The sequence below is a fragment of the Kallipyga massiliensis ph2 genome (assembly GCF_000311985.1).
Classification (GTDB): Bacteria; Bacillota; Clostridia; order Tissierellales; family Peptoniphilaceae; genus Kallipyga; species Kallipyga massiliensis.
In genome coordinates this window covers 495,792-511,000 of sequence record NZ_HE978585.1, presented here as the reverse complement: position 1 = coordinate 511,000, position 15,209 = coordinate 495,792, and the positions used below count along the sequence as shown (strand labels likewise).

General features: G+C 59.7%; 14 protein-coding genes. 3 read left to right on the top strand and 11 right to left on the bottom strand.

What is annotated here, in order from left to right; translation table 11 throughout:
- Positions 1–247 precede the first annotated feature (247 nt).
- Together pyk and HGKM_RS02220 are read left to right on the top strand one after the other, a co-directional pair.
- On the top strand, positions 248–1,267 hold the full coding sequence (gene pyk, locus HGKM_RS02225) for a pyruvate kinase (RefSeq protein ID WP_019133701.1): 1,020 nt from the start codon (positions 248–250) through the stop codon (positions 1,265–1,267).
- Between the two features lie 24 nt (positions 1,268–1,291).
- Entirely contained in the window at positions 1,292–2,035 is a 744-nt protein-coding gene (locus HGKM_RS02220; protein WP_019133700.1) for an alpha/beta hydrolase, read from the top strand.
- On the opposite strand, the gene HGKM_RS02215 is transcribed toward HGKM_RS02220, so the two are convergent.
- Both HGKM_RS02215 and HGKM_RS02210 read right to left on the bottom strand, forming a co-directional pair.
- Positions 1,980–2,435 carry a (deoxy)nucleoside triphosphate pyrophosphohydrolase gene (locus tag HGKM_RS02215; protein WP_019133699.1) on the bottom strand — a complete coding sequence of 152 codons (456 nt, stop codon included), beginning with the start codon at positions 2,433–2,435 and terminating at the stop codon, positions 1,980–1,982. The two genes, HGKM_RS02220 and HGKM_RS02215, sit on opposite strands and share 56 nt — an antisense overlap.
- Positions 2,435–3,004: a DUF3783 domain-containing protein gene (locus tag HGKM_RS02210; protein WP_019133698.1), complete on the bottom strand. Its 570-nt coding sequence runs from the start codon at positions 3,002–3,004 to the stop codon at positions 2,435–2,437. Before HGKM_RS02210 ends, HGKM_RS02215 begins: the two co-directional genes overlap by 1 nt.
- Positions 3,005–3,083: 79 nt before the next feature.
- Here HGKM_RS02210 and HGKM_RS02205 point away from each other — a divergent pair, with 79 nt between their 5' ends.
- The gene (locus HGKM_RS02205) at positions 3,084–3,734 is read left to right on the top strand and encodes a lytic transglycosylase domain-containing protein (protein ID WP_019133697.1); all 651 of its coding nucleotides are present in this window, start codon (positions 3,084–3,086) and stop codon (positions 3,732–3,734) included.
- Between the two features lie 41 nt (positions 3,735–3,775).
- Here HGKM_RS02205 and HGKM_RS02200 read toward each other — a convergent pair whose 3' ends face one another.
- The 9 genes from HGKM_RS02200 to ftsH form a co-directional block, all read right to left on the bottom strand.
- Positions 3,776–4,414, bottom strand: coding sequence for a histidine phosphatase family protein (locus tag HGKM_RS02200; protein ID WP_019133696.1), 639 nt, complete (start codon positions 4,412–4,414; stop codon positions 3,776–3,778).
- Positions 4,415–4,432: 18 nt separating this feature from the next.
- Positions 4,433–5,389, bottom strand: a complete 957-nt coding sequence (locus HGKM_RS02195; RefSeq protein WP_034578893.1) for an NAD(P)-dependent oxidoreductase — start codon at positions 5,387–5,389, stop codon at positions 4,433–4,435.
- A 1-nt stretch (position 5,390) separates the two neighbouring features.
- On the bottom strand, positions 5,391–6,167 hold the full coding sequence (locus tag HGKM_RS08170) for a ComF family protein (RefSeq protein ID WP_019133694.1): 777 nt from the start codon (positions 6,165–6,167) through the stop codon (positions 5,391–5,393).
- A 9-nt stretch (positions 6,168–6,176) separates the two neighbouring features.
- Complete coding sequence (gene recD2, locus HGKM_RS02185; RefSeq protein ID WP_019133693.1) at positions 6,177–8,393, bottom strand: SF1B family DNA helicase RecD2; 2,217 nt, start codon at positions 8,391–8,393, stop codon at positions 6,177–6,179.
- Between the two features lie 32 nt (positions 8,394–8,425).
- Positions 8,426–9,700: a UDP-N-acetylglucosamine 1-carboxyvinyltransferase gene (gene murA / locus HGKM_RS02180; RefSeq protein ID WP_019133692.1), complete on the bottom strand. Its 1,275-nt coding sequence runs from the start codon at positions 9,698–9,700 to the stop codon at positions 8,426–8,428.
- Between the two features lie 63 nt (positions 9,701–9,763).
- Positions 9,764–10,393, bottom strand: a complete 630-nt coding sequence (gene upp, locus HGKM_RS02175; protein ID WP_019133691.1) for a uracil phosphoribosyltransferase — start codon at positions 10,391–10,393, stop codon at positions 9,764–9,766.
- Positions 10,394–10,401: 8 nt separating this feature from the next.
- Positions 10,402–11,565 (bottom strand): L-threonylcarbamoyladenylate synthase, encoded by a 1,164-nt coding sequence (locus HGKM_RS02170; RefSeq protein WP_019133690.1) that lies wholly within the window; start codon positions 11,563–11,565, stop codon positions 10,402–10,404.
- Complete coding sequence (locus tag HGKM_RS02165) at positions 11,558–13,222, bottom strand: putative manganese-dependent inorganic diphosphatase (protein WP_019133689.1); 1,665 nt, start codon at positions 13,220–13,222, stop codon at positions 11,558–11,560. The genes HGKM_RS02170 and HGKM_RS02165 overlap by 8 nt, the downstream gene beginning before the upstream one ends.
- A complete protein-coding gene (ftsH, locus tag HGKM_RS02160) occupies positions 13,215–15,086 on the bottom strand; it encodes an ATP-dependent zinc metalloprotease FtsH (RefSeq protein ID WP_019133688.1) in 1,872 nt (623 codons plus the stop codon). Before ftsH ends, HGKM_RS02165 begins: the two co-directional genes overlap by 8 nt.
- Between the last annotated feature and the right edge of the window lie 123 nt (positions 15,087–15,209).

Here is a 15,209-nt window from a genome sequence, read left to right as displayed (position 1 = left end):
TTGAATATATAGTCTACGTTTTCTTATTTTTAATGGTTCAAAAACCGGAAACTCAAACTTGAGACACGAACATATAAAGGCTGCTTTTCCTAGTTCGAAAAAATTCTTGTGAAAAATACTTTTCATCCGCTTATCTAATTCACATTATATGACTATCTATGGTGAGTTGTAAACGTTTTTTTAACACTGTCGGCTCTGCTATGGTAAGATCTTCCTGAGTGAGCTTTTCCAAAGAAAGGAGCTTGGCATGATAGAAATCTATGGAACCCTGGGCCCGGCTTGTGCCCGGGTGTCCTGTCTGAAAGAGATGATCGAAGCCGGCATGACCGGCATCCGCCTCAACCTGTCCCACACCGGCCTGGCCCAGGCTGAGCCATGGATCCGGGTCCTTCATCAGGCGGAGAGGGAGGCCGGGAGTGCGGTGTCTCTCCTTGTTGATCTCCAGGGGCCGGAACTTCGGACCGGGATCCGAACCCGGCCTCTTTCTTTGGAAAAGGGCCAGGACCTCCCCCTCTATTTTTCGGGGGATAGCCCGGCCCAGGAGGGTGAGGCGGATGGCCCGGTCCTTCCCAAAGAATGCAAAGACTTCCTCCGGCCGGGCCAGGAGATCCGGATGGATGATGGGAAGATCCTCCTGGAAGTCCTTCCCGGGGAGGGGCGACTCATGGCCCGGGTCCGCCAAGCCGGTCTCCTGGGCGGGCGGAAGAGCCTGGCCCTGCCGGGTTGCCGGGTTCCCATGCCAGCCCTGACTCCGGCGGATCGTGAGAATATGGCTCTCTTTTCCGACATGGGGGTGGGCGAAGTCATGCTTCCCTTTGTCCGGTCGGCCCGGGACCTCGTGGACCTGAGGGAGGCCCTGGACAAGTCAGGGAACCCGGAGGTCCGGATCCTGGCCAAGCTGGAAAACCGACAGGGCCTGGATGCCCTCGACGACCTCATTCCCCTGGCCGACACCATGGTCATCGCCCGAGGGGACCTGGGCACCGCCCTCCCCCTTTGGGAGCTGCCCTGGGTCCAAAAAGAAGTGGCCAAAAAGTGCCGGGAGGCGGGCCGGCCCTTCATGGTGGTCACCCAAATGCTGGATTCCATGATCCAAAACCCCATTCCCACCCGGGCGGAGGTTTCCGATATTGCCAATGCCGTCTGGGACGGGGCGAGTGCCGTTATGATCACCGGCGAAACCGCCGCCGGGGCCTATCCGGTGGAGGCCATGGACTACCTGGTTAAAACCGTTCGTTTTGCCGAAAACCACATTCCCCGACGATAAGATTACGCGACTAAGGAGGCAACCATGTCCACCATTCACTGCAGCTTTCGCTCCCAGACCCTGGGCAAATCTAACCCCTTCATCATGGTGATGCCGGAAGAAGGTACGCCCTACACCCTGCCGGGCCTGGAACCCCGACTGGTCTTTGGCCTTCATGCCCTTTCCGCCGGCTATGAACAGCTCTACGCCAAGACACCCATCCAGTTTTTTGCCGACACCTACAACATGACCTTCGTCCTCCCCCAGGCCGACCGGTCCTTCTACCTTAACGGCGTCTATCCTTATGAGGACTACATCACCGCAGAACTCCCCGACTACCTCGACCGCCACTTCAAGCTCCCCGACCGGTCCCGCTGGTCCGTCCTCGGCGTATCCATGGGGGGCTATGGAGCGGCCAACCTCTACGCCAAGCACCCCGACCTCTTTTCCTCCTGTGCTTCTTTTTCGGGGGCCTTCGACATCCCCCTCATGCAGGAATTGTCCAAAGCCGACCCCTACCGGGTGGGTCGGGAGAGCCTGGACCCCATCCTCCAGGAATCCTTCGACGCCCTCTTTGACCGGACCTTCCCTAAAAATGGAAAAATCGCCCTCTTCTGTGGAAAATCGGACTTCCTCTACCCCTCCAACCTCCGCCTGGCGGAAAAGCTGGAAAAGGAAGGGGTCAAAGCCCATATCCACTTCGAAGAAGGCGACCATGACTGGATCTTCTGGTCTAGTGTTTTTGAAGAGGGTCTGCGTTTTCTCCAAGGGGTGAATCCGAAGAAATAGAATCTTTTCCCATAATGACCTTCAGCTCTTCAATGATGGGGCGGGTCCCCTCCAGCCAGGCCAAGGGATCCAACTCCTCTCCGGTCAGCCACCGGCCCTGGCTGGCCTCCACCAGGGTCATTTCTCCCAGAGGCCTGGCCCAATAGAGGGAGAGCCGGACCCGGTATTCCGGGTAGTCATGGACCGCCTTCCGGTAGAGGCCCAGGATTTCCATGTCCACCTCCAGCTCCTCCCGGATCTCCCGCCGGAGGGCCTCCTCCGGGCTCTCCCCCGGCTTGACCTTCCCGCCCGGAAATTCCCAGTAGCCTTTGTAGGGGCCATAGCCCTTCTCCGTCCCGAAGATCCGCCCGGGCCTTTCCGGGCGGTCGCAGAAGACGGCCACCACCACATCAATATCCATCAGATCTTCTTTCTTTCCTTGAGCAGGGCCTGGACCTTGTTCATGAAGCGGGGGTAGAGGTCATCAAAACGGGGGATGTCCTCTTCCTTGGGATCTTCCAGGAAGGCCTCCATCTCCTTGGCCAGGGCCATGAGTTCCTCATCCGCCTCCTCCTCATGAAGGGCCCGGGCAACGACCAACCCCTTGTTAGCCAGGGTCATCCGCTTCATGAACTCATGCTCCTTGGCATTTTCCTCCACCAGCTTGGCATAGGGCCACTTCCGGTTGGTTTCGGTCAGGCCCGCCTTGAGGGGGATATAAAAATCCTCCTCCTGGCAGAGGTCCAGGAAATCCGACAGGGCCTCTCCCCCCATGCCCACAAAGAGCTCATGCTCCAGGTCCCGGTCCGCCACGGGCTCCTGGACCCGGTCGTTATCAATGGGGCCATCCACCATGAGGTCCTCCACCGTCATGGAAAACTCCTCATCCGACACCGGCCGGAGGCCGAAGCCCGACCGTGTGGCCAGGTCTTTTAACTTCTCAAAGCGATCGCCGCGAAAACCATAGCAAATAATATAAGGTGTTTTCATTCTTTTTCTCCTCATTTGTTTTATTTATTCATTCCGAATGGGTAATAATAAAGAACTAACGACCATCAGGAGGAAAATTATGCAGAAAAAGACCCCCAAGCCCCATAGACCCTCCGCCAGGTCCACCCGGCGGAGGAGGCCCGACCCCCTCAAGCGGTCAAGGGCCCCCATCTACCTCCTCCTGGTCCTGGTCTTGGCTATGGCCTTCTTCTATTATCTGGTCAATTGGGGGCCCCTGGCCTACCGGAGACATACCGTTTCCGACCTCCCCTACCACGACCTCTTCATCCCTAAGGCCCAAGAATATGGCCTCTCCCCCTATTTGGTGGCCGGGGTCATCCAGCAGGAATCCGCCTTCAAGCCCATGGCCGAGTCCCCGGTCGGCGCCCGAGGGCTCATGCAGGTTATGCCCGATACCGGCCGCTATATCGCCCGAAAAAGGGGGCTGGACTTCGACCCCGATGACCTCTACCAGCCGGAAACCAACATAGACTACGGCTGTTGGTACCTCTCCTACCTGATGAAGCGCTTTGACGGGGTCATCCCCACCGTCCTGGCCGCCTACAATGCCGGCCCCAACATCACCCAGAAATGGCTGGAGGATCCGGAGTATTCCAAGGATGGCCGGACCCTCTACCGGATCCCCTATGGAGAGACGGACCGGTATGTGGTCAAGGTTATGGGCTATATGGAGGACTTCCGGGAGAAATCCAATACGAGCGATCAATGACAAAACCCTGGTCAGGAAATTGGCCAGGGTCTTTTTTTGTCCTAGTCCTCCGCCAAAAATTCCATCCGGGGAAGGCGGACCGACTTGACCGGCCCATAAACCTGGACCTGGAGGATGGCCCCATTCTGGGGAGCCAGGCCCTTGAGGGACTGGTTGGTCCCCATGACCCAGCCCAAGGCCGAAGAAAGGACATTGTAATGGCAGACCAGAAGGTAGTTTTCATTGAAAGCCGGATCCGGCCGCATCCCATAGGGGGTGGCCACAAAGGAGGCCCGCTCCTTGGCCGACAGCTCGTCCAAAACCGACCAAACCCGCCGGCAGACCTCCTCATAGGTCTCCCCCTCCGGAGCCGCATAGGTAACGGGGTTGGCACAGAGGGCGGCATAGTCCGCCTGGTACTGGTCCCAAACCTGGGTCGGTGTCAGGCCCTCGAATACCCCGAAGGACCGCTCCCGAAGGCGGGGCTCACGAACCGCATCCGGATAGCCCAGAGCCTCCGCCGTCTGGATGCAGCGGGTGTAGTCGGAGGTGAAAATGCCATCAAAATGGATTTTGTTCAAATAGGCCTTGGCCGGCTTGAGCTCATCCAGATACTGAGGATCCAGCTCTGTGGACCCGTCGCTGTAGGTGTTGGCCATATTGGACAGGGACCTGCCATGGCGGATAAGATAGATGTTCAAATCGCTGCTCTCTTTCTATTACAGGACCCGGCTTTGGACGGGCCGGCCCTCCAGGAAGTCTTGGGCATTCTTCAGGACGATGTCGGCCCGCTTGGCCATAGCCTCTTGGGTGAAATAGGCCACATGGGGGGTCAGGAGGACATGGGGGGCGGTCAACAAGGGCTCGGACTCATCCAAGGGAGGCTCCCGGTCAAAGACATCCACCCCGGCCCCGGCGATCTTCCCCTCGGCCAGAGCCCGGGCCAGGGCCTTGCTGTTGACGATAGGTCCCCGGGCACAGTTGATGAGGATGGCCGTCTCCTTCATGAGGGCCAGCTCCTTGGCCGTGATGGTGTTCCGGGTCTCCTCGTTCTGGGGGAGGTGGACCGTGACGATGTCCGCCTGGCGGAGGAGGTCCTCCAGGCTCAGGTAATCCATCCCCATATCGACCAGGTCCTGGTGGACGGACCGGTTGTAGCCAACCAGGCGGGCGCCTAGGGCCTGAAAGACCTGAGCCACCCGGGTCCCGATCTTCCCGGTCCCGATGATCCCCACCGTCCGACCGGCAACTTCACCGCCCAGGAAGTCCGCCGCTTTTCCTCCCCGGCGGATGGCCCGGTCGGCCTCTTTGATTTGCCGGAGGAGGGAGATGGTCATGCCGACAACCAACTCTGCCACCCCTTCATCCGAATAGCCGGCGGCATTGGACACCTGGATCCCCTTGGCCTTGCAGGCCTCCAAGGGAATGTGGTCCAATCCCGTAAAGGCCACGTTGATGTATTTGAGATTCTTGGCCGACTCCACCACTTCCTCCGGCATGGGGGTGTTGGCCATGATGACCTGGTCGGCATCCCCCACCCGGTCCAACCACTCCTGGGTGGAGGCGGGCTTGGTCTCATAGGCGGTAAAAGAGTGTCCATCCTGCCCCAAAGCCTCCCGGAAAGCGTCCAGGATGTCTTGGCTGATGGTCAATGGTTCCACGAGTACGGTTCTCATATCAATTCTCCTTCTGGTCATTATTCGGATAGGAGGCCGAAGCCAGGCTGAGGCCATAGATAGGGATCCCTCGCTCCAGCAGGGGACCCGCCCCTGCCACCATGGTCCGGCCGGTCGTCACCAAATCATCCACCAGGATGCCTTCCTGGTCCATCAGGTCCTCAACCCGGACCCTTCCGGTGACTATTTCCTTCCCTATAAAAAATTCAGCGGATAAAAAACCATCCTCCTCGGCCAGGATATAGGATCCCCGGACATTGTCCATCCGGTCCCGGCGGGAGAGAGTGTGCTGCTCCCGGGATTCCCGGGCCTTCCGCAGGGCATGGACCAGGACCAGCCCTCTCCTCATGGCCAGGCCACGGGCGAAGTTCAGGGCCGGGTTGTAGGCCCGGAGGGTCTCCCGCCGTTGCCGCATGGGAAGGTAGGTCAGCCATCCGGCCCGGGAAAGAACAGGGTGGTCTTTCATATAGTCATCCAAAATCGAGACGAAGATCTCTTCCTTATAGCTCTTCCCTGAAAACTTGTAGTCTGCAAATTGGTCCCGGAGGAAGTGGTTGTAGAAGGAAGCGGAAAAGACCGTAAAGTCCGCCTCTTCCGTCAGCTTCCGGCAGGTGGAGGTCCGGTCGATGGCCGCCCGGCAGGAAGGGCAGAGGCCTCCGGACAGGGCCTTCCCCCTCTCCCCGCAGGCCAGGCAGAATCCCTCTTCCTCAAAGAGGAGGCCGAAAATCCGGGCCCCCGGTCCTCCCTCCCAAAATGTCCCATTCTTCTTCCGTCTCATTCCTCCTCCTTAAAAGTCAAAGGGTGACCCTCTTTCCATACTCTCCACGATAGCCCTGTTCAAAGAGGTCTGGCGGGCGTCCGACCGGTCATTCTTGATCATGGACTCCATGATTCGCCGGCTCCCCACCAGGATGCAGAGTTTCCTCGCCCGGGTGATGGCGGTGTAGAGGAGGTTCCGGGTCAGGAAAAAGGGAGGCCCGGCCACCATGGGGAGGACCAGGCAGGGGAATTCCGACCCCTGGGCCTTGTGGATGGTGATGGCAAAGGCATGGTCCAACTCCCCCATGGTCTGGAGGTCGTAGGTCACCCGGCGGCCTTCAAAGTCCACAACCAGCCCTTCGCCCTCCGGGAGGACCTCCTCAACGAAGCCGAAGTCCCCATTGTAGACCCCCTGGCCCTGGACCTCCCCTCCATCGGTCCAGAGGAGGTTGTAGTTGTTTTTGACCTGCATGACCTTGTCCCCCGGCCAAAAGCTCCGGTCCCGGCCCGAGGTCACATGGTCCGCCCGGGCCCCTTGGGGGTTGAGGGCAGCCTGGAGCCTCCGATTGAGCTCCTCGACCCCGCAGACCCCCTTCTTCATGGCTGAAAGGACCTGGATGTCCCTGAGGGGGTCCCAATCGTAGGCCTGAGGCAGACGGCGGGCGACCAGGTCCTCCACCAGGTCCGCCGCATCCCGGTCTGTAGGCGTGGGGAGGAAGAAGAAGTCCCCCTCCTTGTCATTGACCTCCGGAAGCTGGCCATGGTGGATCCGGTGGGCGTTGGAGACGATGAGGGACTCCTTGGACTGTCGGTAGATCCGGTCCAACTTGATGGTGGGAATGACCTCGGACCGGATGAGGTCATGGAGGACATTGCCGGCCCCCACCGAAGGGAGCTGGTCCACATCCCCGACCAAGACCAGGCGGGCCCCATCGGGCAAAGCCCGGACCAAGGTGGCCATGAGGGAGAGGTCGATCATGGAAGCCTCATCGACGATGAGGGCATCCAAGGGTAGAGGGTTGTCCCCGTCGTATTCCGGGATGACCCCGCCCTCCTCCGACCCCTTGAAGCCCAGGAGCCGGTGGATGGTGGAGGCGGTCCGGCCGGTGGACTCCTCCATCCGTTTGGCTGCCCTTCCCGTGGGGGCAGCCAGGTCGGAGGTCAGGCCGTTTTGGTCAAAAACCTCCAGGATGGCCCGGAGGATGGTGGTCTTTCCGGTCCCAGGTCCCCCGGTGATGACCAGGATGGGCTCCCGGGCCGACCGGTCCACCGCCTCTTCCTGGAGGCCGGAGAGCCGGAGACCCATGGCCCCTTCGACCTTGCTCTTGTCAATGACCAAGTCCTCCCGGTCCTCTTCCATGAGGATGGCTAGACCGCCGGCAATGACCTGCTCCGCTGAGTAAGCCCAGTCCGGATACCAGCGGTCCTCAGGGCCGGGCATGAGCCCTCCTTCCCGGTGGACCCTCCCCTGTCCTTGCAAGGCTTCCAGGGCCGGGTCCAGGTGGGAGGAGGCCAGGCCCAGGAGCTTTTCCAGCTCCTCTTCCAGCCGGTCTCCCGTCCAGAAGGAAGACCCCTCTTCCTCCATCCGGGTCTGGAAAAGATAGTGGAGGCCGGCCAGGGTCCGGAAGTAGGAGTCCTCCTCCACCCCCAGCTTCCGGGCCAGCTTGTCGGCGGTCAAAAATCCCACCCCCTCGATGTCCTCAGCCAGGCGGTAGGGGTTTTCCCGGATGATGGCCTCCGTATTCCGCCCATACTTGTCCAAGATCCGGGAGGCCAGCTTCATCCCCAAGTCCAGGGACTGGAGATAAATCATGGAGGCCCGGTTGGCGGCCTGGTCGAGGAGGGCCTGGTGGATTTCCTCCGCCCTTTTCTTTCCGATCCCCCGGATCTTCTTCAAGGCCTCCGGGTGGTCCGTGATGGTTTCCAGGGTTTTCTCCCCATAGAGGTCGACCAGCTTCTTGGCCCGACTTTCTCCGATGTGGGGAAAGAGGCCGGACGACAAATAAGCCACCAACTGTTCTCTCGTTGATGGCTCCTTCTTTGTCCAGCTTGTTACCGAAAATTGGGCACCGAACTTGGGGTGGATGGCCAGGTCCCCGTCCAGAACATAGGCCTCCCCCGGATTGATGTCCAAAAAGTTTCCCACGCAGGTCAAGGGACCGTCCTCCGTGGCCAGCACGAAGACGGTGAATCCATTCTCCCGACTGTGATAGCGGACCCGGTCCACGACCCCTTCAACCTGCATGGTGTTTTCCTTTCTTGACCCGGCCCTCCGGCCTAGTCGTCCTCCTCCATCCGGAAAATATCAGCACCCAAGCCCCGGAGTTTTTCCTCAAACTTGTAGTAGCCACGGTCTAAGTGGAAGACATTGTAGACCTGGGTCTCCCCCTCGGCGACCAAGCCGGCCAGGACCAGGGCTGCGCCCGCCCGGAGGTCGGTAGCCTGGACCTTGGTCCCGACCAGGTGGTCAACCCCCCGGATGATGGCCTCATTGCCCTCGGTCAGGATCAATGCCCCCATCTTGTTGAGTTCGTCCACATGCATGAAGCGGTTCTCGAAAACCGTCTCATCCACCTTGGACTGGCCCTTAGCCGTGGTCATCATGGCCATGAACTGGGCCTGGACGTCCGTGGGCAGGCCCGGATAGGGAAGGGTCCGGATGTTGATGGCCTTGGGTCGGCCGGAGGCATGGATGGTGATCCTGTCCTGGTCCTCATCCTCATTGATGTCGCAGCCGGCTTCTCTCAGCTTGGCCAAAACGGGACGGATGTGCTCGCTAAGGACGTTTTCTACCGTCACCTCGCCCCCCGTCATGGCAGCCCCAACCAGGAAGGTGGCCGCTTCAATCCGGTCGGGGATGATGGAGTGTCGGGCACCGGTCAGGTGGTCCACCCCTTGGATGACCACAGTGGAGGTTCCGGCTCCCCGGATCTTGCCCCCCATCTTGTTGATAAAGTTAGCTAAGTCCACGTTTTCCGGCTCCTTGGCGGCATTTTCGATGATGGTTTCCCCCTTGGCCATGGAAGCCGCCAGCATGATGTTCTGGGTCGCCCCGACAGAGGGGAAGTCCAGGTAGATCCGGCCACCCACCAGGCCGCTGGAGGGGGCCTTGGCCCCGATGATATTGGGTTCCTGGTCAATCTCCGCACCCAGGGCGGCAAAGCCCTTAAGGTGGAGGTCTACCGGCCGCTTGCCGATGGAACAACCGCCCGGCAGGCCGATCTTGGTCCGGCCAAACTTGGTCAGGAGGGGGCCCATGACGATGAAGGAGGCCCGCATCCGGTTGACCAGGTCATAGGGGGCCTCATACCGGTCGACGGTGGTGGGGTCGATCCGGATGACATCCTCTCCAATGTAGTCCACTTTGGCATTGAGGGACCGCAAGACCTCGACCATAACGTCAACGTCCCGTAAGGGGGGAATATTCTCCAGAATAATCTCCTGGTTGCCGAGGAGGGAGGCGGCTAAAATCGGCAGGGCGGCATTCTTTGCCCCGGAGATGGGAACCGTCCCCCGAAGGGGCTCACTCCTTCGAACTCTAATATAAGTCATATTTATCCTCGCTCGTGTCTCTTCGAATCCCTTCTTTTCGGGAAATGATTCCAAATACTTCCTTTATTTCGTCCCGAAGAGGCGGTCGCCCGCATCGCCCAAGCCCGGAAGGATATAGGCATCCTCATTGAGCTGGCGGTCCAGGCCGGCCAGGGTGATGTCCACGTCCGGGTGGGCATCATGGACGGCCTTGATTCCCTCGGGTGCCCCGATAATGGCCACCGCATGGATGGACTCGCAGCCGTACTTCTTCAGGGAAGAAATGGTGTCGATCATGGACCCGCCGGTGGCCAGCATGGGGTCAAGGACGAAGATTTCCCGGTCCTTCACATCCGCCGGCATCTTGAAATAGTATTCCACCGGCTTGTGGGTTTCGGGATCCCGGTAAAGGCCGACATGGCCCACCCGGGCGGAGGGAACGATGGTCAGGAAGGCGTCCACCATGCCCAATCCGGCACGAAGGATGGGAACGAAGCAGAGTTTTTTCCCGGACAGCTGGTAACCCGTGGTCTTCTCCATGGGGGTCTCGATTTCAATCTCTTCCAGGGAAAGGTTTTTCGTCGCCTCATAGCCGGCCAGGATGGCGATCTCCCCCACCAGCTTGCGGAATTCATTGGTCCCCGTATTCTTGTTCCTCAGAATGGTGAGCTTGTGCTTGATTAAAGGGTGGTCCAGGACTCTGACGTTTTCCATATTTTCTCCTATTCTTCGATGACGCGACCGGCCGCCGCCTTCCGCATCCGGTTCATGATGGATTCTCCGTAGCCCAGGGGCGGAACCCCCATGGCAAGAATGACCGCCATCCCGGCCATATCAAATCGACGCAAATTGGTGAAGAGGCTGTGTCCCATCTCGCTGAGATCGGACCGGGAGCCCTGGCTGATGATATAGGGCTCCGGGCCACCGGCCGCCTTGACCGCTTCCCGGACGGGCCGGACGTTCTCTTCAAAAAGAAGGAGGCCCACCCGATCGGGGGACTCCGCCTCCAGGTAGCGGGTGACGATATCCCTTACCGCCTTTTCCATACTATCACTTTTATCCACAAAAAGGGTCATTTCCGCCCGAGGGGCGTAATGTTTATATTTTTGGCCGGGGGATTTGGGCAGGACCTGGCCGGGACCCAGCCCCGGATCCAGGGCTACCCTCGGCAGGTAGGGGGCCAGGATTTCCGGCGTATAGAAACCCGGCCGGAGGACCTGGGCCGGTTCCACCGTCAGGTCCACGACAGTCGATTCAATCCCGATGTCGCAGGGTCCCCCGTCTAAAATGAGGGGGAGGCGACCCGCCATGTCCTGGTAGACGTCCCGGGCATTGGTGGGCGAGGGACGGCCTGAGAGGTTGGCCGAAGGGGCGGCCACCGGCCTTTGGGCAGCCCGGAGGAAGGCCCGTCCGATGGGGTGGGAGGGCATCCGGATCCCCACCGTATCTCCACCGGCCGTCACCTGGTCGGGGATGAGGGAGGACCGGCGGAAGACCAGGGTCATGGGCCCGGGCCAGAGGTCCTCCATGAGCTTTTGGAAGGGGGCCAGGTCCTGGTTCACCAGGGCCGGCAGTTGGTCGAAGTCAGCGATGTGGAGGATGAGGGGGTTATCGGAAGGCCGGCCCTTGGCCCGGAAGATGGCCCGGACGGCTTCCGGATTGAGCCCGTCCGCCCCCAGACCGTAGACCGTCTCGGTCGGAAAGACGACCAGTTCCCCTTGGCGGATAAGGGCTCCGGCCCGGTTCAGGACCTCCTCCGACCCCTGGGCCCGGACGGGGATGAGGTCGGTCTTCCGGTCGGCCTTGATTTGGGATACGCCCAGGCCTTCCGGGGCCTGGCTTCCGGCATCCACCCGGGAAGGGCCCATGGCCCCGGCCTTAGTCATGGCTTTCGACCTCGGAGAGGGCGTGGTTGAGTTTGGGGATGAGTTGCTTTTTCCGGGAGAGGAGGCCGTCGGCTACGAAAGTGTGGTCCACCAGGTTGGCGCCGAACTCCTTGGCCACCAGGTCGGCATGGTCCCCGGCCACCATAACCCGGGAGGACTCCCGGAAGATGTTGGTCATGAGGAGGAGGTAGGTGTCGTCCCCTTGCTCCTTGAGGATCCGGTTCATCTCCTTAAAGAGCTTGTCGTTGATCTCCCCCTGGATATTGTCTTCCATGGTGAAGACCTGGGCGACCCGAATTTTATGCTTGTGGATGTCAAAAAATTTCACGTCCTCGGTCAGGATATCCTTGGCCTTCTTGGAGGTCAGGTCCGTCCCGGCCTTGAACATCTCCATGGCATATTCCTCGGGGTCAATCCCGGCAATGGGGGCCAGGCGAGCGACGGCCTGGCGGTCGGCTTCCATCGTGGTCGGGGACCGGAAGAGGAGGGTGTCCGAGATGATGGCCGAGCACATGAGGCCGGCGGCCAGACGGGAGGGGCGGATCCCCTGTTCATAGTAGATCTGGGAGATGATGGTGGAGGTGCAGCCCACCGGGACGTTGCGGAAGTAGATGGGACCGGCTGTGGTCACATTGGCCACCCGGTGGTGGTCGATGATCTCCAGGATCTCCGCCTGGTTGAGGTCGGGGATGGACTGGGAGGCCTCGTTGTGGTCGACCAGGATGACCTTCTTCTTTTCCGTGTTGATCAGGTGGTAGCGGGAGATGGACCCGACGACCCGGTTCTGGGAATCCACGATGGGATAGGACCGGAAGCGGGTGGAAGCCATCTTCTGCTGGACATCCGGGAGGAAGTCGGTGGTGTGGAAGTAGACCATGTTTTCGGTGGTCATGAGGAAGCCCACCGGGACGGCCTGGGGAAGGAGGCGGGTGGCGGTGAAGGTGGAGAGGCCCGTGGAAAGGACGGTGACCCGGTAGTCCTCGGCCAGTCGGGCCAGGTCCTCGCTCAGCTTGGTGTTGTTGGTCAGGATGAGGAGGGCTACTCCCTTCTTGATGGCATCTTCCTGGGCGTTTTCCCGGTCTCCCACCAGGACAATGTCATTTTCTTTGATGAGCTCATTGTCCACATGGCTCATGGCGTAGATGGCGATGTCGCCGGAGATGGTCCGGGGGTCGTCCGGGAGGAATTGGATCTCGGCGGAAAGGACGTCCATGATGTTGGAGAGGGGGGTCTGAGACCGGCCCAGGATGTTGTCGTTCCAGATGTTGGCATAGGAGTTGGCGATGTTGGACAGGGCGATGATCCCGATCAGCTTCTCTTCCTCATCCACCACCGCCAGGTTATTCTGGTAGTTAGCCTGGATAATTTCTGTGGCCTGGTAGAGGGAGGTCCCCGGCGAGATCCCGTAGGAGGAGTCGAAATTGATGTCTCCCAAAATAGGTTGGATGGACTCCAGGTATTGGGGCGGCTTGGCCCCGAAATAGTCCAGGACAAAGCGGGTTTCCTGGTTGAGCTCGCCCAGGCGGACCGGGATGGCTTCGACATCCCCGATCCGATTTTTCAGCTCCGCATAGGCCAGGGCCGAGCAGATGGAGTCCGTATCCGGGTTCCGGTGACCCGTGATATAGACTTTTTCCTTATTCATTCCTTTAGTCATGGTTCTCCTCTTCTGTCTTCTCTTCTTCGATACTCTCCATCCCGTAGAATTCCAGGGACCGGTTGAGGATGTCCATAAATTCCTCTCCGGTGATGGTCTCTTTCTCCAAGAGATAGCCGGCGATGTCGTGGAGCTGGCGTTCGTATTTCTCCAGGGTTGCGTAGGCTGCCTTGTGGGCTTGACCGATGATGGCCTGGACCATCTTGTCCACCTCCGAGGCCGTGTCGGGGCCGGCCATGAGGTCGGTGTCGCTACTCAGATAGGGGGAGGTCACGGTCTCCAGGGCCAGGAAGCCGAATTCATCGGTCATCCCGAAACGGGTGACCATGGCCCGGGCCAGTCGAGTGGCCTGGAGGATGTCGTTGGAAGCCCCGGTTGTCCGGGTGTGGAAGACCAACTCCTCCGCCGACCGTCCGCCGGTCAGGACCTGGATCCGGTTGAGTAGATCTTCCTTGGTCTCCAGGACCTTCTCCTCCTCATCCACCTGCATGGTGTAGCCCAGGGCTCCCGAGGTCCTGGGAATGATAGTAATCTTGGTCACCGGGGCCGACCGCTTCTGCATGGCGGCGACCAGGGCATGGCCCACCTCATGGTAGGCGATCATCTTCTTGTCCCGGTCGGTGATGACGGCGTTCTTCTTCTGCTGGCCGGCGATGACGGTCTCGACGGATTCGATGAGGTCTTCGGTCGTTACCTTGGACCGTCCCTGACGGACAGCCCGGAGGGCCCCCTCATTGATGATGTTGGCCAGGTCGGCTCCGGAAGTTCCGGCCGTCATCCGGGCCACCTGGTCGAAGTCCACGTCCTCGACCATTTTGACATCCTTGGCGTGGACCTTGAGGATGTCCAGCCGTCCCCGGACATCGGGGAGTTCCACCCGGACCATCCGGTCGAAGCGGCCGGGCCGGGTCAGGGCAGGATCTAAGACCTCCGGCCGGTTGGTGGCAGCCAAAATGACCACCCCGGTGTTGGCGTCAAATCCGTCCATCTCCGAGAGGAGCTGGTTAAGGGTCTGCTCCCGCTCGTCGTCGCCGCCCAGGCCCCGGCCATCCCGGCGCTTGCCGATGGCGTCGATCTCATCGATAAAGACGATGCAGGGCGCTTTTTTCTTGGCTTCCTTAAAGAGGTCGCGGACCTTGGAAGCCCCCATGCCGACAAAGAGCTCAACAAATTCCGAGCCCGAAATGATGAAGAAGGGAACATCCGCCTCCCCGGCCACGGCCTGGGCCAGGAGGGTTTTTCCGGTTCCCGGAGGGCCGACCAGGAGGACTCCCTTGGGGCAAAGGGCCCCGATTTGCTCATACTTGGTCGAGTTGTCCAGGAAGTCCACCACCTCATTAAGTGATTCCTTAGCCTCATCCTGGCCGGCGACGTCGGCAAAGGACTTGCCGGTTTCCGCCTTGACGTAAACCTTGGCGTTGGACTTGCCGAAGGACATGGCGTTGGACCCGGGCATGTTCTTCATGAGCTGGCGGCCGATGAGCCAGAATATAGCCAGGGGGAAGATGAAGGTGAGAAGGAAGGTCAGGATGGGGTTGGGTGGAGAGGGTATGGTCGCTCCGAATTCCACCCCTTTTCGTTTCAGGCTTTCCGTCAGGCTGGGGTCGTTCCACGGCCCGGTTTCATAGGTCTGGGTGTTCCCCTTGTCATCCTTGGCTTCGAAGACATAGCGGTTTTCCTTGAGGGAGACCTTGGTGACCCGGTCATTGTTCAAATCCTCGATAAAGTTAGAGAAGGGGACCTCCTTAACCTGCTTTTGTCGTATGCCGGGGACCAAAAAAATTTGGGCTAAAATCAGGGCAGCCAGGACGATAATATAATAGTAGGTTATCTTCCTGGGCTTCCTGTTCTTGTTGTTTTTCATGGCGTTCCTTTCTTTGCTGGGTTGATCTTGAATCCCTGGAATTGGGTATAAAAATTCAAAGGCTGGATTTGGGACTTATTATTTTTTACCCATCCTATCCCATTCCACCGGAAAAACTGTTAC

Excerpts from the sequence above, each read along its gene's own strand:
- pyk (WP_019133701.1), top strand. The coding sequence starts at position 248 with ATGATAGAAATCTATGGAACCCTGGGCCCGGCTTGTGCCCGGGTGTCC.
- HGKM_RS02220 (WP_019133700.1), top strand. The coding sequence starts at position 1,292 with ATGTCCACCATTCACTGCAGCTTTCGCTCCCAGACCCTGGGCAAATCT.
- HGKM_RS02215 (WP_019133699.1), bottom strand. The coding sequence starts at position 2,435 with ATGGATATTGATGTGGTGGTGGCCGTCTTCTGCGACCGCCCGGAAAGG.
- HGKM_RS02210 (WP_019133698.1), bottom strand. The coding sequence starts at position 3,004 with ATGAAAACACCTTATATTATTTGCTATGGTTTTCGCGGCGATCGCTTT.
- HGKM_RS02205 (WP_019133697.1), top strand. The coding sequence starts at position 3,084 with ATGCAGAAAAAGACCCCCAAGCCCCATAGACCCTCCGCCAGGTCCACC.
- HGKM_RS02195 (WP_034578893.1), bottom strand. The coding sequence starts at position 5,389 with ATGAGAACCGTACTCGTGGAACCATTGACCATCAGCCAAGACATCCTG.
- HGKM_RS08170 (WP_019133694.1), bottom strand. The coding sequence starts at position 6,167 with ATGAGACGGAAGAAGAATGGGACATTTTGGGAGGGAGGACCGGGGGCC.
- recD2 (WP_019133693.1), bottom strand. The coding sequence starts at position 8,393 with ATGCAGGTTGAAGGGGTCGTGGACCGGGTCCGCTATCACAGTCGGGAG.
- murA (WP_019133692.1), bottom strand. The coding sequence starts at position 9,700 with ATGACTTATATTAGAGTTCGAAGGAGTGAGCCCCTTCGGGGGACGGTT.
- upp (WP_019133691.1), bottom strand. The coding sequence starts at position 10,393 with ATGGAAAACGTCAGAGTCCTGGACCACCCTTTAATCAAGCACAAGCTC.
- HGKM_RS02170 (WP_019133690.1), bottom strand. The coding sequence starts at position 11,565 with ATGACTAAGGCCGGGGCCATGGGCCCTTCCCGGGTGGATGCCGGAAGC.
- HGKM_RS02165 (WP_019133689.1), bottom strand. The coding sequence starts at position 13,222 with ATGACTAAAGGAATGAATAAGGAAAAAGTCTATATCACGGGTCACCGG.
- ftsH (WP_019133688.1), bottom strand. The coding sequence starts at position 15,086 with ATGAAAAACAACAAGAACAGGAAGCCCAGGAAGATAACCTACTATTAT.